Origin of the sequence: Herbidospora yilanensis (genome assembly GCF_001570565.1) — a bacterium.
GTDB lineage: Bacteria > Actinomycetota > Actinomycetes > Streptosporangiales > Streptosporangiaceae > Herbidospora > Herbidospora yilanensis.
The window spans coordinates 67,228-86,259 of the sequence record NZ_BBXE01000034.1 but is presented as its reverse complement, the minus strand read 5'-3'; the positions used below and the strand labels follow the sequence as shown (position 1 = coordinate 86,259).

The window sequence follows — 19,032 nt, the reverse complement described above, 5'->3', positions numbered from 1 at the left end:
AGTGTCAGGGAAGGTTTACGTATGCGTCAGGATGCCGCAGTGCTTCATTATCTGGACATGTTCCGGCGGACCCCCCTCGCGGAGAGCATGGCCTGGTCTGTGATGCTCTCTGACGGCGGTCCCGCCGACCTGCAGACGATCGCGACTACGCTGTCGGGAGGCGCCCCGCCGGAGGTGTATGAAGAGCGTCCACGAATGGTTGCCGACAGAATTACACCCGTCAACCATTTCATCCTCACCGAGACGGAACTCGGAGTGAATATCGTCGAACTCGGCACGGTCCACACGAACACCGCTGAATTCCGTCGTTGGCTGAGTTACGGGTGTCGGCTGTGGTCGACGTCCTGGCACACGTTAGGGGGAGAGACAATCGTCTGTGTCGAAGACGATGAGGTCCTGTTCGGAATCGGGGAGTATTTCGATATCGATGAGGCGTTCGGCAGCGATCTGGCCGAGTTCCAGCGCGAGCTGGACATGATGCGTCAGACGGATATTACCGAGGGCAAGGCCGACGCCCTGGCTGTCATGGAGATGCACGGTGGAATGCGGCTCGGGCTCGACTGGCTGGACACTCCGCAGACGGTCGTTGTCGTCGACCATCCGATACCGGCCGGTGCTACGCCGCCGAGTGCGTTCGCATCCTTGGATCCCGAGCTCGCCGAACATCTCCGGAACGTGACGCCCGATGCCCGGCAGGTCTTTCTTCGCCGCCTGATCGACATGCTGGCGAGCCGCTATGAGATCGACATGCCGGTGAGCCACGATGAGTCGCTGGACCTCGCGCAGGAGCACTGGTTCGGACCGGTAGAAAAGGCGTCACCAGAGTGGCATCGGTGGCAGGCCGCCATCGCGATCCGGCAGGGGGTACGCTCCCTCGACACTGGTAGCCGGAACATGGAGGCGCTGCTGCCGGCGCGGAACGCTCTTTTCCGTGAATGGGACGCTCTCCGAGCAGACATTCTGGCTCTTCCCACGACTTGAGTTCGGGCGAGATCCGCCGCCATTCTCAGCGCCTCCTCCAGGCTAGATAGAGCAACTTGCTTGGGCTCTCACCAAGCGGTCCCGAGGTTCACAGGTATCCAGACCCCGACCCAACGGGCTCGAAGCGGGGGCTTCCCAGCCCCCTGCCCCCCGTGTGCCGGAACACTCGTCCACGCGATCCACACCGTCTCACCGTCCGCGTGGACGAGCACCTCGGAGCGTCCGTGCGGAGCGATGACCTTGCTAACGCTGTTGCTAACGACGAGCTTGCATATGTACGGACGCGCTGAGCACTCAAGGGGCTCCGGCGCTGGTCAGCAGACATGCCCGGACCCATGTGGACAGGGTGCGCCTGACTCGTAATGCGTAGGCGTTGGGTTTCCGCAAGGCCACACGCTTACTCCGGTCCGGCGGCAAAAGCTGGCCGGACTGAGCGCTTCGAAAATCCTGGATGAAGGACGGAAGATCGGCTGCCGCACCGCTTCCGGTGCTCGGGCCTGGCGGCCCTGCGCTCCGGGTCGGCTTGCCATCGGGTACGTCGGGTTGATCACCGCAGGGCACAACGAGGGCACACGAGACCGAGTACTGCCCGCAGGGAACGACAACCACCGGCAGACATCTCCCAGGTCGTCGCCCAGACGCCGCGATCACTCCAGGCAACAGCGACCCACACGCAGTTCAAGAACTATCGCTGACACCTGCGTCTTCGCGTCCGGCCGAAGATCAGAGGGCACATTCAGGGCACACGGTCGCCGAAGCGGCCATGTGCCCTGAGTCCTTTCCGGGGTCGCACAGGCGGCGTATACGACCCGGTCTCCGCCGAACGGCGGAAATGCATCAGAAAAGGGCCAAAGCCACCAGCAGGCCGAGAACTCCGGCCACATACCCGACCGAAATAGGCCTCTCCTTGGCCTCGCGCCGCGAGGAAACGACCAGGATCGCGGCCATGGCGAGGGTTGCGGCGATGTGGGCGGCGAACCAGAGCGGAACGGGAGCGTTGCCCTCCGCCATCTGCGCACCGGAGAAGGACGCCACCAGCGCCAGCGCGAAGGCCGGCAGCGCGTAGCGGAAACGGCCGAGCACCGCCCAGATCACCAGCCCGACCAGCAGCACCGTCCCATACTGGTTGTGGACCTGGCGCAGCAGCAGCCCGCCGGGCACCTCGTAGCTGATCGTCAGGACCGACTCGTAGGCGGCGGGCATCTCGACGCCTCGGAGGGGCTCATACGTCCCGGAATAGGGCACCGTCTCGTCGCTGATCGTGTAGTGACCGCCGAGATAGGCGCCGCCCGCCATGACCACCAGTGTGATGCCGATCAGGACATCGCCCAATAACTGGCGTGCGCGTTCCATTCGCCAGATTCCATCACAACCGGGTCATCCTCATGCCGGATACCGATTCGCTGCCAACTTCCGCGCCGGTTCCGGCATCTACTCCGGTGACGAAAGGAACGCACATGCAGAAGCGTGCATACGTGGCCGCCGTGGTGACGGCGCTCGCGGTCGTGTCGCCGGCGGCGGTCGCGGAGGCGTCGACGGGAGCCGCCTCCTCGCCCGCGCGGTACGTCTGGCTGAAAGCGTGCCCCAAGGCCACTTACACGGTGCCGTGCGGGGAGTGGATGGTCTACCGCCGGGACGGCAGCACGACGCCGCTCCCGGACGCGCAGGTGCACCAGGTCACGGCGTCGGGGGGCGTCGACCGGGAGAGTTCGCTGCAGCCGGCGCTGAGCGGCGACGGCAGGCGCATCGCCTATTTCACGGCCAAGACGAAGAAGCTGGTGGTGCGCGATCTCGTCACCGGCAGGGTCTATCCGATGCGGGGAGCGGCGGCGAAGCCGCCCAAGGGGCTCCTCATCAACGACGTCGACACGCTGCTGTCGTACGACGGGAAGCAGATCGCCATCGACTACGTCCAGGGGAAGCAGCCGACGAAGGTGGTCGACGTGGCGTCGGGGAGCTATTACACGCTGCCCGCCGACGCCACCCTTCAGGGGTTCAGCGGTGACGGCTCGAAGGTGATGGTGACCGGCACCTCCGACCAGAACACGACGATCTTCTCGTCGTACGACGCCGGCGGCGAGGTGAACAGCCAGGAGGTGCCGCAGGTCGTCGACGACAACTATCCGCTGGCCCTGGCCGACGACGGGCGGTCGATCGCGGTGTTCATCGAGGGCCGGCAGGCCGCGTTGCGGGTCTACGACCTGTCGTCCGACTCGGTCGGGGCGCCGGTGAAGCTGACGATGCCGAAGGGCGAGCGGGCGAACAAGCTGGTCTGGCAGACCTCTGACCGGCTGCTGCTCTGGACGTACCGGAACAGCCCGAGCGGCGACGTCATCGGCGGCGGGCTGCGGACGATCGACGTCGACACCGGCGAGATGAAGAAGGTCGACACCTGGAGCCTGCGGTCCAACCTGTGGATATGGTGGCTGCCGGGCGAATGATCGGAGTTATCGTCCGGTCATGGGCAAACAATATGACGTGATCAACGACCGGCTGCGGGAATTCGTGACCTCACAGCCGGTCTACTTCGTCGCCACCGCCCCCGAGAGCGGCGGCCATGTCAACGTGTCTCCCAAGGGCTACGCCGACACCTTCGCCGTCCTCGACGACACCACCGTCGCCTATCTCGACCTCGACGGCAGCGGCGTCGAGACCATCTCCCACCTGCGGGACAACGGCCGCGTCACCCTCATGTTCGCGGCGTTCTCCGGGCCGCCGAAGATCGTCCGCCTGTACGGCACCGGCGAGGTCGTCACCCCGGCCGACACCCGCTTCGAGGAACTGCTGAAGAACTTCGGGCCCCATCCCGCCGTCAGGTCGGTGATCGTGGTGAGCTGCGACCGCATCTCCGACTCCTGCGGCTACTCGGTGCCGTTCATGGCCTTCGAGCAGGATCGCACCCTCCTCGACGAGCACCACGAGCTCGACAGCTCGAAGAAGCGCCAGACGCAGCGGTCGAGCGCCCTCCGGGAGAGCATCGACGGCCTGTTCGGGCTGCACCCCGGGGAGACCGACCCGGCGAACCGGCGCAGCTAGCGCAGCCGCTCCAGGTTGGCGACCCGCTCGGCGGTGGTCGGACGGGTCGCGAACGGCCCCGCGAACAACATGTGGCTGGCGCTGGCGATCCGGCCGTTGCGCGGCAGCGGCCGGGCCCGGTTGCTGGCGTCGATGCGCCGCAGCGCGGACGCGAGCGCGAGCGGGTCACCCGTCATGCGCGCCGACGCCTCGTCGGCGGCGAACTCGCGGTCGGGTGGCAACGCGAGCCTGACCAGGCCGGTCGCGATCGGCGCGAGCAGCGCGGCGACGAACCGGGTCAGCGGGGCCGGGGTCTCGTCGTCGGCGCGGCGCACCCCGAAGACCGGGCCGAGGTAGCCCGACGTGGTGAACATGGTGGCCAGCGCCCCGGCCACCGAGGCGAGCAGGGTGTCGTGGTTGTGTACGTGGGCCAGTTCGTGCCCGATCACCCCGCGCAGTTCCCGCTCGTCGAGCAGCGTCAGCAACCCCTGCGTGACGATGACGGCGGATTTGCGCGGTGTGCGGCCGGTGGCGTAGGCGTTGGGCTGGGCCAGCGGGGAGACGTAGAGGCGGGGCATGGGGCGGCGGGCCTGCGTGCAGAGCTCCCGCACGATCTCGTAGAGGGCGGCGTGCTCGACCTCTCCGACGGGCCGGGCGCGGAGCGCCGCGAGGGCGAACCGGTCGGAGAAGAAGTAGGCCACCCACACGGTGACCGCGGCCAGCGGCACCCCGGCCACCAGGCCGGTGACTCCCCCGAGCAGCCCCGCGACGACGACGATCAGCACGGCGGACCCGCCCAGCATCCCCGCCGTACGCGTCCCGTTTCTCCGCATCGTCCACCTCCGCACGCTCCTCCCCTCCAACGTGAGGAGACGTTTGGGCGTTCCCGTCCCGAACGTCAGCCCAGCGTGGCGAGGACGAACTGAGGGGCGGCCGAGAAGCCGACCGCGACCGCCGTGGCCACCCCGACCGCGATCCAGGCGGGACCGGAGGCGGCGGGCCGGGTGGCGTCGGCGGGGGTGAACAGACGGGCCGTCCAGGCGATGTAGTAGTAGAGGCCGATCACCGTGTTGACGGCCATCACCACCGCGAGCCAGCCGAGCCCGCCCGCGACGACCTCGCGGAAGACGACGACCTTGGCGAACAGCCCGGCGAGACCGGGAGGCAGCCCGGCCAGGCAGATGAGCGCGAACGCCAGCGCCAGCCCCGCGACCGGACGGGCGGAGACCAGGCCCCGGTAGCCGTCGAGCGTGTCGTGGGGCACGGCCATGACGACGGCGAAGGCGGTCAGGTTCATGGCGGCGTAGAAGACCAGGTAGGCGGTGGCGGCCTGGGCGTCGGTGGTGGCGACGGGCGCGAGGATGTATCCCGACTGCGCCACCGACGACCAGGCCAGCAGCCTGACGGGGTGGATCTGCCGGAGGGCCAGCACGTTGCCGACGGTCATGGTCAGCGCGGCCAGCACCGCCACGATCGGCGTCCAGGTGGCCGACTCGCTCGGCAGTGCCTGGGTGAGGAGGAGGATGAGCCCGGCGAACCCGGCCGCCTTCGACACGACCGACAGCAGGGCCGCGACCGGGATGGGCGCGCCCTGGTAGACGTCGGCGGCCCAGAAGTGGAACGGCACCGCGGCGATCTTGAACCCGAACCCGGCGACGACCATGACGGCCCCGACCGCCACGACGGGCCCGGCTCCCGGGCGTTCGGGCTGCGCCAGCGCCGCCGCGATGGCGTCGAGGTGGACGGCGCCGGTGACGCCGTAGAGGAGGCTGACCCCGAACAACATCACGGCCGTGGAGACGACGGAGACGACGAACAGCTTGAGGGCCGCCTCGGCGCCGCGCCCGTCGTAGCGGCGCAGCGCGGTGAGCGCGACGACCGGCAGCGAGACGAGTTCGAGCGCGACGACCAGCATGATCAGGTCGCGTGAGGCGGGCAGGGTGACCGCTCCGGCCAGGGCCGCGAGCAGCAGGAAATACCACTCCCCGACCGGGATGTCGCCTTCGGCGAGCTGCGCCATCGACAACAGGACCACGACCGCGCCGGCCCCGAGGGCCAGCCCGGCGAACACGATCGTGGTCGCGTCGACGACGTAGGAGCAGCCGATGGACGGCACGCAGAACGTCTCCCGGACGCCCCGCTGGGCCACCACCACGACGAACGCCGCCACCAGCGCCGCCAGGGTGACGCAGCCCAGAGCGGCGCGGACGCCGGGCCGGGCGGGCAGGAAGGCGTCGAGCAGCAGGACGAGCCCGGCGGCCAGCGCCAGGATCAGGGGCGCGGCGATCGCCCAGTAGTCGATCGACTGGATCACGGCACCCCCAGAAACGCCTGTACGGCGGGTGTGGTCAGCCCGAGCAGCGCCGACGGCCACACCCCGAACACCAGGATGAGCACGACCAGCGGCACCCAGGCGGTGAGCTCGATCGGGGTGGCGTCGTGGATGGTCGGCCCCGGCCCGCCCCACGGCCCGTGGGTGAGCCGCGACAACATGACCAGGAAGTAGGCCGCCGTCAGCACCGCCCCGAGCCCGCCGATCACCATGAACGTGAGGAACAACCCCCGGGGCAACCCGGCGGCCGGTGCATAGGCGCCCTGGAGGGCGAGCATCTCGCCCCAGAACCCCGCCAGCCCGGGCAGCCCGAGCGACGCGACGGCGGCGAAGGTCAGCAGCGACGCGACGTGAGGCAGCCGCCCGAGCAGCCCCGACCCGAGCCGGTCGAGGTCGGACGTGCCGTAGCGCTCCTTCAGCGCGCCGACCAGGAAGAACAGCAACCCGGTGATCAGGCCGTGGGCGACGTTGCCGTAGAGGGCGGCGTTGATCCCGACCGGCGTGAGCGTCGCGAACCCGAGCAGCACGAACCCCATGTGCCCCACGGACGAATAGGCGATCAGCCGCTTCAGGTCGCGCTGCGCCAGGCAGGCCAGCGCGCCGTAGACGATGCCGACGACGGCCAGCGCCCCCAGCCACGGCGCGACGGCCGCGGCCCCCTCAGGCAGGATCGGGATGGCCACCCGCGCGAAACCGTAGGTGCCCATCTTGAGCAGCACCCCGGCGAGCAGCACCGACCCCACGGTCGGGGCCTCGGTGTGGGCGTCGGGCAACCAGGTGTGCAGCGGCCACATCGGCGTCTTGACGGCCAGCCCGAGCCCGATGGCCACGAACGCGAGGATCTGCGGCGTGCGTCCCATCGGATGTCCTGCCGCCAGCCGGACCATGTCGAGGGTGCCGGTCTGCGCCCAGACGTAGAGCAGCCCGACCAGCAGCACCGCCGACCCGAGCAGCGTGTAGAGGATGAACTTGTACGCCGCCCGCCGCCGCCCCTCGCCACCCCAGACGGCGATGACGAAGTACATGGGGATCAGCACGACCTCGAAGAACACGAAGAACAGCAGCAGGTCGAGCGAGAGGAAGGTGCCGATCATGCCGAGTTCGAGCACCAGCAGCGCGAAGACGAGCTCCCTGGCCCGTGTCGGCCGGTGTCCGGCCAGGTAGACGAGGCACAGGAGGGTCAGCAGCGCGGTCAGCACGACGAGCGGCAGCGAGATCCCGTCGATCCCGAGGTGGAACCGCACCCCGAGCCAGGGGATCCAGGGGAGGTCGACGGTCCCCTGGACCCGCCCGGCCGCGGAGTAGTCGAACAGGGACGCCACCGCGACGGCGACCACGAAGACCACCCCGGAGACCGCCAGCCCGAACCGCACGGCCACGATGCCGAGCGGCCCGGGAACGAGCAGCGCGGCGGCCCCCAGCAGCGGAAGGAGCAGCAGCGCGACCAGCAGAACACTCATGGCCACACCACCCCGTCACCCGAGCCGAGCGGCGGGACGTTCGCAGACCTCTTCAGCCCAGCAGCATCCCGAAAGACCACAGGTGACCCCGGCACCGTCACGAGGGCGGCCACGGTGCGGCTCATCCCAGCACCACCGCCCCGACCGCGATCAGCAGCACCCCGGCGAGCAGGCCCGTCACGTAGAGCTGGGCGTTGCCGTTCTGGAGGTGGCGGGTCAGCCCCGACAACCCGACGGCGGCCCGGCCGGTTCCCCGCACCGCGCCGTCGACCACGTGGTCGTCGGTTCGCACCACCCCCCGCGCCAGCGCGAGCACCGGCCGGACGAACACGACCGCGTAGAGCCGGTCGACGTAGAACGCCTGCTCGCACGGATCGCGGAAGGCCCCCAGCAGCCGGGCCGGGTCGCGTTCGGGCGCGCCGCGCCAGACGACGTAGACGAACGCCGCTCCCAGCAGCGCCACGACCAGCGCGGTCAAAGCGGGGGCGAGGTGGAACTCGCCTGCGTCGGTGAAGCCGAGGAGCAGGGCCGGAATCGCCAGGACGCCCATCGGCCACAACATCGACAGCGGGGCCTCCCGGCCGTCGAAGACGTGGGCGGTGCCGGGCGCGGGCTCGGGGAGGGCCTGGATCTTGCCGGTGCCGAAGAAGGTCATCAGCCACGCCCGGGTCGCGTAGGCGCCGGTCACGCCGACGGTCAGCAGCGCCGAACCGTAGAGGAGGAGCTGGATCGGGCTCGACGAGCGCTCCAGGCCGTAGAGGATGGCGTCTTTGCTGAAGAAGCCGCTCGCCGGGGGCAGGCCGATCAGGGCGGCGTAGCCGACGGTCATGGCCCAGAACGTCATCGGCATCGGCCGGCGCAGCCCGCCCATGTGGCCGAGCAGGTTGGAGCCCACGTGGTGGATGACCGCGCCGGCGCAGAGGAACAGCAGGGCCTTGAAGGCGCCGTGGGTGACCAGGTGGAAGACGGCCGCGTCGCGGGCGCCTCCGGCGAGGGCGGCGGCCATGTAGGCGAGCTGGCTGATCGTCGAATAGGCCAGCACACGTTTCAGGTCGGTCTGCGCGAAGGCGGCCAGGGCCGCGCCGAGCATGCCGATCGCGGCGGCGACGCCGAGCACGTCGAGCGTCGGCTGCGGGAACAGCACGTAGAGGCGGGCCACCACGAAGATGCCCGCCGCCACCATCGTCGCGGCGTGGATCAGGGCGCTGATCGGGGTCGGGCCGGCCATCGCGTCGGGCAGCCACGTGTGCAGCGGGACCTGGGCGCTCTTGCCGGCCACCCCGGCGAGCAATAGCAGCGTGGCCAGGACCAGCGTGGACTCGGGGATGTCGGCGACCAGGATGTCGGCGACGCGGAACGAGCCGGCCGCGAAGCCCAGGACGAAGATGCCGAACAGGAAGCCGACGTCACCCAGGCGGGTCACCAGGAACGCCTTGATCGCGGCCCGCGAGTTGGCCCTCTCCTCCCACCAGTGGCCCACCAGGAGGTAGGAGCACAGGCCCATGATCTCCCAGCCGACGTAGAGGACCAGGAGGTCGGCCGCGAACACGACCAGCAACATCGCGCTGGTGAACAGGCTGATGAAGGCGCTGAAGGAGGGATAGCGGGACTCGCCCCGCATGTATCCCACCGAGTAGACCTGCACCGCCAGCGCCACCACGCCGACGAGCATCGCCGTGAGCACCGACAGTTCGGCGACCTCCAGCCCGGCGGTGATCGCGATCCCGCCGGTGTCGATCACGGTCAGCACGCTCGTCGACGGCGTGTTCTCCCAGGCCAGCCAGCCGATGAGCGCCGTCGACAGGGCTGTCGGCAGCACCCCGAACCAGGCCGCGCGTTTGTTGGCGGCCAGGTTCTCCGCAGGGCCGCGGCCGTGGGGACGACGGGACAGCAGCAGGCCCAGCACGGCTCCCGCCAACGGCAGGACGACCACGAGGGAAACGATCACGGCTCCCCCAGTTCGCGCAGCCGGTCGAACTCGATGGCCTTGCGGGTGCGGAAGACGGCCAGCACGATGGCCAGCCCGATCCCGACCTCGGCGGCGGCGATGACGATCACGAACAGGGTCAGCACCTGCCCGGAGTGGAGCATGTCGCGCAGCCAGACGTCGAAGGCGACCAGGTTCAGGTTGACGGCGTTGAGCATGAGCTCGACCGACATCAGCACGAGGATGGTGTTACGCCGGGCGAGCACGCCGTACACGCCGATGGAGAAGAGCAGCGCGGCCACGACGGCGGGATAGACGACGTGCATCAGCGCCGCCCCTTGATGTCGGTGCGGGACAACACGATCGCGCCGATGAGCGCGGCCAGCAGCAGCACCGAGAGCGCCTCGAACGGCAGCACCCAGTTCCGGAAGATGCTCGCGCCCAGTTCCTCGGCCGAGCCCGCGCCGGGCCGGAGGTCCGCGTAGGCGTGCTGGAACCCGCCCACCACGACGCTGACCAGCACCCCGGCGGTGGCGACGGCGACGACGGCCGCGACCACCCGGTTGCCGGAGTCGAGGTCGTCGCTCCTGCCGATGGGCGCGCGGGTCAGCATGATCCCGAACAGCAGCAGCACCACGACCGCGCCGACGTAGATCAGCACCTGGACCCAGGCGACGAACTCGGCGGTCAGCACGAGATAACACCCGGCGAGCGCCCCGAAGCAGACCACCAGCCACAACGCGGCGTGCACCAGTTGCCTGGTCGTCACCACCAGCAGCGCCGACCCGACGGCGACCAGCCCGAGCAGCAGGAAGACGATCTCCAGCGTGGACGGCGGCCAGAAGTCGACGGCTCTCACAGCCCCTCCTCGTCGGGCCCCTCGCCACCCTCCGGCGACGGCCGCTCACCCTCGCCGCCGGCAGATCGGTCGGGCAGCCGCCCCGGCGGCCGAATCGACCGCACGTCACGCGGCACCCGGGGTTTCGGCGGCGGCCCAGCCGGAGGCGCCTCGTCACCCGGAGCCGACTTGCCCTGATCGGGCGCCTCAGCAGGCGTCTCACCGGGCGTCCGGTCAGGAAGCCGGCCCGGCGGCCGGATGGAGCGGACATCGCGCGGTGCACGCGCCTTCGGCTCGCCGGCGGTCTCCGCAGTGTCTCCAGCGCCCTGATCGGGGAGGCGGCCCGGCGGCCGGATCGCGCGGACATCGCGCGGTGCACGCGACTTCGCCTCGCCGGCGGTCTCCGCAGTGTCTCCGGCGCCCTGATCGGGGAGGCGGCCCGGCGGGCGGATCGCGCGGACGTCACGTGCCGGACGTGGCCTGGCCTCGCCGGGACCCTCGGTCTCGGCGGTCGATGGTGGCGGCTTCTCCGCCCCCGTGCCGCCCGGTCCCCTCGCCGGGCGGCGGCCGGCCGTCACCTCCTTCGGAGGTTCGGCGTTCGGCTCGTGCCTGGGGGGCGCGGGGACGCCGGAGACCCACTCGCCCAGCCGGTCTTTCTCGTGGAGGAGGTTGCGGATGTCGCCTTCGGCGTATTCGAACTCGGGCGCCCAGAAGAGGGCGTCGAACGGGCACACCTCGATGCAGATCCCGCAGTACATGCACAACGAGAAGTCGATGGCGAAGCGGTCGAGCACGTTGCGTTGCCGGGGACGGCCGCCCTCGGGCGCGGGCAGGGTCTCCTTGTGGGAGTCGATGTAGATGCACCAGTCGGGGCACTCACGCGCGCAGAGCATGCACGACGTGCAGTTCTCCTCGACCAGCGCGATCACGCCGCGCGATCGGGGCGGGAGGTCGGGTCTGACCTCCGGATACTGCTGCGTCACCGAGCGCCTGAGCATGTGTCGCAGCGTCACGGCCAAGCCCTTGGCCAGGCCTGTTCCTGGTATGCGCGCCACGATCCATCATCATCCCCTAGAACAGGCCACTCGTGAATGTGACGACCCGGCCCTATCGGTTTTCTCCAGGTCGAGACAGAAAGTCCGTATCCTTCGCATATGGACCAGGTGCCGCGGTCGGCGGCTCGCGGCTTTCTGTGGGCGGTGGCGCCCCTGGTCACCATTGGTTTCGCGACGCCGTTCACGTTCGGGTGGGCGGCTTTCTGGCGGCGGAGCTGGTGGCTGGCGCTCTCCGGGGTCCTGTACGCCCTCTCGATGGCCGCCTGGCTCCTGATCGGCAACGTGACGGGCACCCCTTCCGGGATCTGGGCCGCGGTGATGGTGCTGGGCCTGTTCCTGTCGTGGCTCGGCGGAACGCTCCACGCGTTCGCGGTCAGGAAGAAGGTCTTCGGCCCGGCCTGCCCGTTCGAGCGGGCGCGGCTACTGCGGAAGGAGGCCCGCGCACTCGCCACCCGGAACCCGGGCCGGGCGCGGCGGCTGGGCGTGGGCCGGCCCGATCTGGGGCGGCGGTTCGACGACGGGGGGCTGGTCGACATGAACCACGCGCCCGCGATCGTGCTCCGGACCGTTCCCGGCATGACGCCCGACCTGGTCGAACGGGTGCTGGAGGCACGCAGCCGGACGGTCACCTTCACCTCGGCGGAGGACCTGTCGGACCTGCTCGACCTGCCGGTCGCCAACAGGGATGAGCTCTCCGAATACGGCGTCTATCTCCCGTAATAGCGGCGCTTGGCGTCGGAAGTACGTATTGTTCGCGCTGTGCATCCGTACTGGCAACCGCCGCAGCAACCGCAGAAGCCCGCCTCGAACGTGGCGCTGTCCTGGTTGTGGGCGATGGTTCCGCTCTTCACCTGCGGGTTCGGCACGCCGTTCGCCATCGGCTACGCGGCCGCGAAGAAGCGCAGCCCCTGGCTGATCGTCGCCACCGGGATCTACGCCCTGAACTTCGTCATCTTCGTCATCGCCATCGCCAGCTACGAGGACACCAAACTGTGGCCGACCTGGCTCGACACGACGACGACGATCGGCCTGTGCGTGAACTGGTTCGGCGGGCTCGCGCACACTCTGATCATCCGCCGGGGGGTGTTCGAGCCGGGGTACGCCTGGCAGCCCGTCCAGCCGCAGGCCGTCCAGCAGACCGTCCAGCAGCCGCCGCAGTACCAGCCGCAGCGGCCGATGCCCATGCCGCCCCGGCCGGCCTACCCGCCGCAGCAGCCCCCGCGCCCGGCCCATGTCCCGCAGCCGCACCTGAACACCCCACCGCAGCCGCCCCGGCCGTTCACGCAGCCGACCCATCCCTCGACGATGGGGGTGCAGCCGCGGCACCAGGGGCCGCAGTGGCTCGGGCCCTACCGGGTGATCGGGGATCTCGGGCAGGGCGGGCAGGGCGCCGTCTACCTGGGGGTCGACCAGCGCGGGCAGAAGGTCGCCATCAAGGTGCTGCACGCCCACATCGCCAAGGACAGGGAGGCCCAGGCGCGGTTCCTGCGTGAGGTCGACGCGGCCCGCCGGGTGGCGCCGTTCTCCACGGCCCGGGTGCTCGACGTCAACATCACCGACGACCTGGCCTACGTCGTGTCCGAGTACGTCGACGGGGTGTCGCTGGAGCAGCTCGTCAAGGAGAAGGGGCCCCGCACCGAAGACGGCCTGACCCGGCTCGCCCTCGCGACGGCCGGCGCGCTGGCCGCCATCCACAAGGCGGGGATCGTGCACCGCGACTTCAAGCCGAGCAACGTGCTGATCGGCTCCGACGGCCCGCGCGTGATCGACTTCGGCATCGCCAAGGCGCTCGACCAGGTGAACGCGACCGCGAGCCAGGTGATGGGCACCCCGGCCTACATGTCGCCGGAGCAGGTGGGGGGCCGGCCGGTCGGGCCGGAGACCGACATCTTCGCGTGGGCGGCCACGATGGTGTTCGCGGCGTCGGGCAAGAACGCCTTCGGGCAGGACACGATCCCGGCGATCCTCAACCGGATCATCAACCACCAGCCCGACCTGAGCGAACTGCCGGTGTCGTTACGGGCCCTGGCGGCGTCGTGCCTGGACAAGGACCCGGCGAACCGGCCGACCGCCTCCGACATCATGTTGCGGATCGTGCACTAGAGGACCTTCACGACCCCGGTCAGCGCGAGCTGCACCAGCGCCAGCGGCACCAGGCCGACCCAGGCGAGCCGCTGGAGCTGGTCTTCGCGCATGCGGGGGAAGCTGACCCTGACCCAGATGACCACGAACGCCAGGGCGAAGATCTTGATGAGGGTCCAGACCGGGCCGGGCAGCAGCGGCCCCTGCCAGCCGCCCAGGTAGAGGACCGTGGTGAGCGCCGACAGGACCACGATCCCGGCGTACTCCGTCAGCATGAACAGGGCGAACCGGATGCCGGTGTATTCGGTCATCGGGCCCATGATGATCTCCGACTCGGCGATCGGCATGTCGAACGGCGGACGGCGGAGCTCGGCCAGCCCGGCGACGAAGAACACCACCGCGCCGATCGCCTGCCAGGCCAGCCACCAGGGCTCCCAGGCCTCGACGATGCCCTGGAGCGAGAGGGTCCCGGCCGCCATGGCCACACTGGATGCGGCCAGGACCAGGGGCAGCTCGTACGACATGAGCTGCGCCGCCGACCGCATCCCGCCCAGCACGGAGTACTTGTTGCCGGACGACCACCCGGCCATGATCGACCCGAGCACGCCGACGCCCATCACGGCCAGCACGAAGAAGATCCCGGCGTCGAGGTCGACCCCGAGCAGCCCGGGTCCCACCGGGATCACGACGAGGACGACCAGGTAGGGCACCAGCGCGACCGCGGGGGCCAGCTTGAAGACGGCCCGATCGGCCGCCGCCGGGATGACGTCCTCCTTCTGCATGAACTTGACGCCGTCGGCGATGAGCTGGGCCCAGCCGTGGAAACCGCCGGCGTACATGGGGCCGAGGCGCGACTGCATGTGGGCCATGGCCTTGTGTTCCATCTGGCCGACGATCAGCGGCAGCAGCAGGAACGCCCCGACGATCACGATCACCCTGATCGCGACTTCCAGCAGCTCAGGCATTGCGCCCCCAGTCGGCCGGCACGCCGGGCGGCGACATCTTCCGTCTCGACGGCGCGCTCGACTCGCCCGGCTCCTTCGCGCCGGGCCAGGTCTTGGCCACCCGGGCGGCCAGCACGAAGTCCTTGCGCAGCGGGTGGCCCTCGAAGCCGTCGGGGAGCAGCAGGGGCCTGAGGTCGGGGTGGCCGTCGAAGACCACGCCGAACATCTCGAAGGTCTCCCGCTCGTGCCAGTCGGCCCCCCGGAACACGCCCACCGCCGACGGCAGCACCGGGTCGCTGTGCGGCACGTGGGTGCGTACCAGCAGACGAAGGTGTCTCTCCTGGTCGGCGAGGTGGGCGACGACGGCGAAGCCCTCGGGCGGGTCGTCGACGGCGGTGAGCCAGTCGAAGAAGGAGTATCCCCGGTCGCGGCAGAAGGTGAGCACCTCGATCCAGTCGGCCGGGCCGACGTCGGCGGTCGTCTCGCCGAAGGACTCGGAGATCACCACCCCGGAGCCGAACTCATCGAGGATCATGCCAGCGACTCCCCCGCGATCTTCTCCTGGAGCTTCATGATCCCGTGGAGCAGCGCCTCGGGGCGGGGCGGGCAACCGGGCACGTAGACGTCGACCGGGATGATCTGGTCGACGCCCTTGGTGACGCAGTAGGAGTCCCAGTAGGGGCCGCCGGTGTTGGAGCAGGCCCCGAACGAGATGACGTACTTCGGGTCGGGCATCTGCTCGTAGAGGCGCAGCACGGCGGGGGCCATCTTGTCGGTGACCGTGCCCGAGACGATCATCAGGTCGGCCTGGCGGGGGCCGTTGGCGAACGGGATGACCCCGAACCGGATGAAGTCGTGGCGGCTCATCGAAGTGGCGATGAACTCGATCGCGCAGCAGGCCAGGCCGAAGTTGAAGACCCACAACGAGTAACGGCGGCCCCAGTTCAGCACGAACTTCATCGGCTTCGGGGCCAGCCTCGCGGCGGGTCCGAACGTCGGGGTGGGCAGGTCAACCATGGGTCACCAGATTCCTCCAGCGTCGATGCCCGGAATGGCGCGGCATTTCGATACCCCGTTTTTGTCGGTGACTTTCGGTAAGCTTCCGGTCATGTCGCGCTACCGGCTTGCCCCGACGCCCGTCCAGGAGGCGGCATTGGCGGAGCATTGCAGGCACGCGCGATATGTGTGGAACCTCGCTGTCGAGCAGTACTCGCACTGGAAGCCGGGCCGGAAATCCCCTCCCGGGTTCGCCGAGCAGTGCAGGCAGTTGACTGAGGCGCGCGCCGAATACGCGTGGCTGCGGGCGGGTTCCATCGTCGTCCAGCAACAGGCGATCAAGGACTTCGCGCAAGCCGTGACGAACTTCTTCGGAAGAACGCACAAGCGGCCGACGTGGCGTCGGCGAGGACGGCATGAAGGGTTCCGTATCGTCGCCGTGAAAGCCGACGACCTGCGCCGGCTCTCTCGTCACGTCGGCGAAGTCAGGGTCCCCAAGGTCGGCTGGGTGCGATTCCGCTGGTCCCGAGCCGTTCCCGAGAATGTCAAGTCGTTCAGGATCACCTGCGACGCGGTCGGGCGCTGGTTCGTGGCGTTCGCCGCTGTCCCGGAGCCGATCTCCGCACCTGGATCGGGTGAGGCCGTGGGCGTGGATCGGGGTGTCGCGGTCAGCGTCGCGCTCTCGAACGGCGAGATGACCAACGCGCCCGTCTTTCGGGAGGCCGAGAAGTTCCGTCTGCTCCGGCTTCTGCGCATGCTCGCGCGGGCGAAGCACGGCTCCAACCGGCGCGGGAAAGTCAAGAAAGCGGTCGCGAAGCTGAAGGCGCGCGAGAAGGATCGCCGCAGAGACTGGGTCGAGAAGACCAGCACCGATCTCGCCCGCCGGTACGACATGATCGCCGTCGAAGATCTGCATGTCTCCGCCATGACCCGATCGGCCCGCGGCAGCATCGAGGCCCCCGGCAGGAACGTCAGGCAGAAAGCCGGGCTCAATCGCGGCATTCTCGCCAGCGGCTGGGGTTACCTGCTCGACCGCCTGGAGCACAAAGCGCCTGGCCGGGTCGTCAGAGTCAGTCCGGCATTCACGTCGCAGACCTGCAACGCCTGCAAGCATGTCGCCCGGGAGAGCCGCGAGAGCCAAGCTCTCTTCCGGTGCGTAGCCTGCGGACTTGAGTGCAACGCCGACGTGAACGCAGCCAGAAACATCCGAGACATCGCCGCCGGGCATGCGGTGAATGCGCGCGGAGGCGACCGGGTCACCGGGCCGGTGAAGCGCGAACCCCAACTCGTCCTCCTTTCAGCGAGAGATGAGGTGGAATCCCTTCCTTCCGGGAGGGGAGGATGTCAAGTCCAACTGAGCACGCGCTTGCGCCACGCGTAGACGATGCCGAGCGCGATGAACGCCAGGAACACGAACATCTCGACGAGGGTGGTCATGCCGAAGCCGGGCGCGGCGAAGACCGTCGCCCAGGGGAAGAGGAACACCGCGTCGACGGCGAACACGACATAAAGATATGTGAAGACGTAGTACCTGACCTGCGACTGGGCCCAGCCGTCGCCGACGGGGTCGACGCCGCACTCGTAGGAGGTCAGCTTCGCCTCGGTGGGCCGGTCGGGGCGCAGCAGCCGGTTGATCAGCAGGGCGCCGGCGAAGATCGCCGCCCCGATGGCCAGCAGCACGGCCACGACCGCGTACGACCCGAAGTATCCGTCCACCCCCTGATAATCGCGCACCTGAACGCCGAACCAAAGAAGCTCACGGAGACTGCCAAGTCGCAGCAAACCACGCTCAAGCGCCAATAATCTGACATTTATGCCCGTTTTGCGATTCACCGGAGGAATCGCGATGCTCGCCGCCGCCTGCTGCGCGTGCGGCGTTGGCTTCAACTCCCCGGGAGACAAGGTGCCGCCGTCGTCGGAGCCGACGGTGCTGACCTTCGTCGACCCCGCCGCCGTGCCCGGCCTCCAGGTGCAGACCATCTACAAAGAGACGGGCAAGACCAATGTGCACCTGACCTACCCCCAGATCCCGGGCGCGACGCCGCTGAGCGACCAGATCCGGGCCGACCTCGTCGCCGAGGCCAAGGCCTTCAACGAGAAGACGGCCAAGGGCAAGGCCACGCTCCCCAAGTCCGAGATCAACGTCGAATGGCAACTCACCGCCGTGTCGCCGAAGGTCAGCGGGGTCCGCCTCCGGACGGGCCGCTACGACGGCGCGTCCTGGGTCAACTCGACCCGCACCCTCTGGTACGACGGCGCCCGCGTCGTCACCTCCGATCTGCTGGTCAAGAACCTCGACGCCCTCGCGCGAGTGGTCGGGGCCCGGCTGGCCGGCGACGCCGAGGTCGACCACGCGGCGATCAAGCCCGACCCGGCGCTGTTCGACTCGCTCGACTTCAACTCTCGGGGCGACCTGGTGGTGGAGTTCGACGACTACGAGATCGGGCCCGGCGCGCTGGGCCGGGTGGCCACGGCGATCCCCAAGCAGGACGCGGCGCCGCTGCTGTCGGACTTCGGCCGGGCCGCCCAGCGGGCCGTCGAGTCGGCCCGGCCGACCACCCCGCCGGAGCTGCGCGAGCCGCCGGAGGTCACGGCGCCCGCGGTGCCGGGGAAGGTCGACTGCCGGGTCGCGCGCTGCGTCGCCCTGACGTTCGACGAGGGGCCGGGGCCGTACACCGACCGGATCCTGACCGCCCTCGGCACCACCCGCGCCACCTTCTTCCTCACCGGCACCAGCGCGGCGGCCCGCCCCGACCTGCTGCGCCGGATGGCCGGCGACGGTCATCTGGTCGGCAACCACGGCTGGTCGCACCGCGACCTGACGACACTCCCGGACAACCGCATCTACGAACAGCTCTCCCGCACCCAGGACGTCATCGCCCAGTCGACCGGCAGCCTCCCGGCCCTGATGCGGCCCCCCTACGGCGCGACCAACCCCGACGTCGCCAAGGTCGCCGGCGAGCTGAAGCTCAGCGTGGTCACCTGGGACGTCGACGGCGGCGACGGCCGCGAGGCCACCGCGAAGGAGATCTGCAAACGGGTCACCTCGGGCGTGAAGCCCGGTTCGATCGTGCTCCTGCACGACCTGGCCCCCGCCACCCCCGAAGCCATCCCGCTGATCCTCAAGACACTCAGGGACCGTGGATACTCTTTTGTCACCGTTCCCGAGTTGTACGGAACACGCCCGATGCAGCCAGGCGTAACCTACGAATCGGCCACGGACGTCGCCGTCTCGCGCTATGGGCGCCCGCTACCGTGAATCCAGCGGGGACATATAGTTAGGCACCGTGACCCGAATCATCCTCTTCGCTCGCCGGCACGTCGACCTGTGCCGCATCGCGTCGGGACTGTGTCAAAGCCTGCCCGACTGACGCCCATCCCCCCACACGAGCGACAAAGGTC

General features: G+C 69.4%; 20 protein-coding genes. 8 read left to right on the top strand and 12 right to left on the bottom strand.

Annotated elements, in window-relative coordinates:
• Positions 1 to 21: 21 nt before the first annotated feature.
• Entirely contained in the window at positions 22 to 981 is a 960-nt protein-coding gene (locus tag AW273_RS27080) for a hypothetical protein (protein ID WP_157556196.1), read from the top strand.
• Positions 982 to 1,818: 837 nt separating this feature from the next.
• Here the strand turns inward: AW273_RS27080 and AW273_RS27075 are convergent.
• Entirely contained in the window at positions 1,819 to 2,334 is a 516-nt protein-coding gene (locus AW273_RS27075; RefSeq protein ID WP_157556194.1) for a hypothetical protein, read from the bottom strand.
• 104 nt (positions 2,335 to 2,438) lie between these two features.
• Here AW273_RS27075 and AW273_RS27070 point away from each other — a divergent pair, with 104 nt between their 5' ends.
• The gene (locus tag AW273_RS27070; protein WP_062353880.1) at positions 2,439 to 3,422 is read left to right on the top strand and encodes a TolB-like translocation protein; all 984 of its coding nucleotides are present in this window, start codon (positions 2,439 to 2,441) and stop codon (positions 3,420 to 3,422) included.
• 19 nt (positions 3,423 to 3,441) lie between these two features.
• Positions 3,442 to 4,017: a pyridoxamine 5'-phosphate oxidase family protein gene (locus tag AW273_RS27065; protein WP_062353877.1), complete on the top strand. Its 576-nt coding sequence runs from the start codon at positions 3,442 to 3,444 to the stop codon at positions 4,015 to 4,017.
• On the opposite strand, the gene AW273_RS27060 is transcribed toward AW273_RS27065, so the two are convergent.
• From AW273_RS27060 to AW273_RS36615, 7 genes are all read right to left on the bottom strand, one after another.
• On the bottom strand, positions 4,014 to 4,829 hold the full coding sequence (locus AW273_RS27060; protein ID WP_062353874.1) for a M48 family metalloprotease: 816 nt from the start codon (positions 4,827 to 4,829) through the stop codon (positions 4,014 to 4,016). The genes AW273_RS27065 and AW273_RS27060 overlap by 4 nt on opposite strands.
• Before the next feature lie 65 nt (positions 4,830 to 4,894).
• Positions 4,895 to 6,310: an NADH-quinone oxidoreductase subunit N gene (locus AW273_RS27055; protein WP_062353871.1), complete on the bottom strand. Its 1,416-nt coding sequence runs from the start codon at positions 6,308 to 6,310 to the stop codon at positions 4,895 to 4,897.
• Positions 6,307 to 7,788, bottom strand: a complete 1,482-nt coding sequence (locus AW273_RS27050; RefSeq protein WP_062354057.1) for a complex I subunit 4 family protein — start codon at positions 7,786 to 7,788, stop codon at positions 6,307 to 6,309. The genes AW273_RS27055 and AW273_RS27050 overlap by 4 nt, the downstream gene beginning before the upstream one ends.
• A gap of 121 nt (positions 7,789 to 7,909) precedes the next feature.
• Positions 7,910 to 9,736, bottom strand: a complete 1,827-nt coding sequence (locus AW273_RS27045) for an NADH-quinone oxidoreductase subunit 5 family protein (protein ID WP_063910119.1) — start codon at positions 9,734 to 9,736, stop codon at positions 7,910 to 7,912.
• Positions 9,733 to 10,041, bottom strand: coding sequence for an NADH-quinone oxidoreductase subunit NuoK (gene nuoK / locus AW273_RS27040; RefSeq protein ID WP_062353869.1), 309 nt, complete (start codon positions 10,039 to 10,041; stop codon positions 9,733 to 9,735). The genes AW273_RS27045 and nuoK overlap by 4 nt, the downstream gene beginning before the upstream one ends.
• Positions 10,041 to 10,574, bottom strand: coding sequence for an NADH-quinone oxidoreductase subunit J family protein (locus AW273_RS27035; protein WP_062353866.1), 534 nt, complete (start codon positions 10,572 to 10,574; stop codon positions 10,041 to 10,043). Before AW273_RS27035 ends, nuoK begins: the two co-directional genes overlap by 1 nt.
• Positions 10,571 to 11,566 carry a 4Fe-4S binding protein gene (locus tag AW273_RS36615; RefSeq protein WP_232327616.1) on the bottom strand — a complete coding sequence of 332 codons (996 nt, stop codon included), beginning with the start codon at positions 11,564 to 11,566 and terminating at the stop codon, positions 10,571 to 10,573. The genes AW273_RS27035 and AW273_RS36615 overlap by 4 nt, the downstream gene beginning before the upstream one ends.
• A 141-nt stretch (positions 11,567 to 11,707) precedes the next feature.
• On the opposite strand from AW273_RS36615, the gene AW273_RS27025 reads away from it, so the two are divergent.
• Together AW273_RS27025 and AW273_RS27020 are read left to right on the top strand one after the other, a co-directional pair.
• Positions 11,708 to 12,328 (top strand): ComEA family DNA-binding protein, encoded by a 621-nt coding sequence (locus AW273_RS27025; protein WP_062353863.1) that lies wholly within the window; start codon positions 11,708 to 11,710, stop codon positions 12,326 to 12,328.
• A 39-nt stretch (positions 12,329 to 12,367) separates the two neighbouring features.
• Positions 12,368 to 13,711: a serine/threonine-protein kinase gene (locus AW273_RS27020; RefSeq protein ID WP_062353861.1), complete on the top strand. Its 1,344-nt coding sequence runs from the start codon at positions 12,368 to 12,370 to the stop codon at positions 13,709 to 13,711.
• On the opposite strand, the gene nuoH is transcribed toward AW273_RS27020, so the two are convergent.
• Genes nuoH through AW273_RS27005 form a run of 3 tightly spaced genes read right to left on the bottom strand, consistent with a single transcriptional unit; the run spans position 13,708 to position 15,651 of the window.
• Positions 13,708 to 14,655, bottom strand: a complete 948-nt coding sequence (nuoH, locus tag AW273_RS27015) for an NADH-quinone oxidoreductase subunit NuoH (RefSeq protein ID WP_062353858.1) — start codon at positions 14,653 to 14,655, stop codon at positions 13,708 to 13,710. The genes AW273_RS27020 and nuoH overlap by 4 nt on opposite strands.
• Positions 14,648 to 15,169: an NADH-quinone oxidoreductase subunit C gene (locus AW273_RS27010; protein ID WP_062353856.1), complete on the bottom strand. Its 522-nt coding sequence runs from the start codon at positions 15,167 to 15,169 to the stop codon at positions 14,648 to 14,650. Before AW273_RS27010 ends, nuoH begins: the two co-directional genes overlap by 8 nt.
• Entirely contained in the window at positions 15,166 to 15,651 is a 486-nt protein-coding gene (locus tag AW273_RS27005) for an NADH-quinone oxidoreductase subunit B (RefSeq protein WP_030457030.1), read from the bottom strand. Before AW273_RS27005 ends, AW273_RS27010 begins: the two co-directional genes overlap by 4 nt.
• Positions 15,652 to 15,742: 91 nt before the next feature.
• Between AW273_RS27005 and AW273_RS27000 the strand changes: the two genes are divergently transcribed.
• On the top strand, positions 15,743 to 17,011 hold the full coding sequence (locus tag AW273_RS27000; protein WP_083950088.1) for an RNA-guided endonuclease InsQ/TnpB family protein: 1,269 nt from the start codon (positions 15,743 to 15,745) through the stop codon (positions 17,009 to 17,011).
• On the opposite strand, the gene AW273_RS26995 is transcribed toward AW273_RS27000, so the two are convergent.
• Entirely contained in the window at positions 16,975 to 17,346 is a 372-nt protein-coding gene (locus tag AW273_RS26995) for an NADH-quinone oxidoreductase subunit A (protein ID WP_062353852.1), read from the bottom strand. The genes AW273_RS27000 and AW273_RS26995 overlap by 37 nt on opposite strands.
• A gap of 97 nt (positions 17,347 to 17,443) precedes the next feature.
• On the opposite strand from AW273_RS26995, the gene AW273_RS26990 reads away from it, so the two are divergent.
• Together AW273_RS26990 and AW273_RS39400 are read left to right on the top strand one after the other, a co-directional pair.
• Positions 17,444 to 18,889 carry a polysaccharide deacetylase family protein gene (locus AW273_RS26990; RefSeq protein WP_083950084.1) on the top strand — a complete coding sequence of 482 codons (1,446 nt, stop codon included), beginning with the start codon at positions 17,444 to 17,446 and terminating at the stop codon, positions 18,887 to 18,889.
• A gap of 28 nt (positions 18,890 to 18,917) precedes the next feature.
• Entirely contained in the window at positions 18,918 to 19,001 is an 84-nt protein-coding gene (locus AW273_RS39400; RefSeq protein ID WP_369409209.1) for a putative leader peptide, read from the top strand.
• Positions 19,002 to 19,032 lie beyond the last annotated feature (31 nt).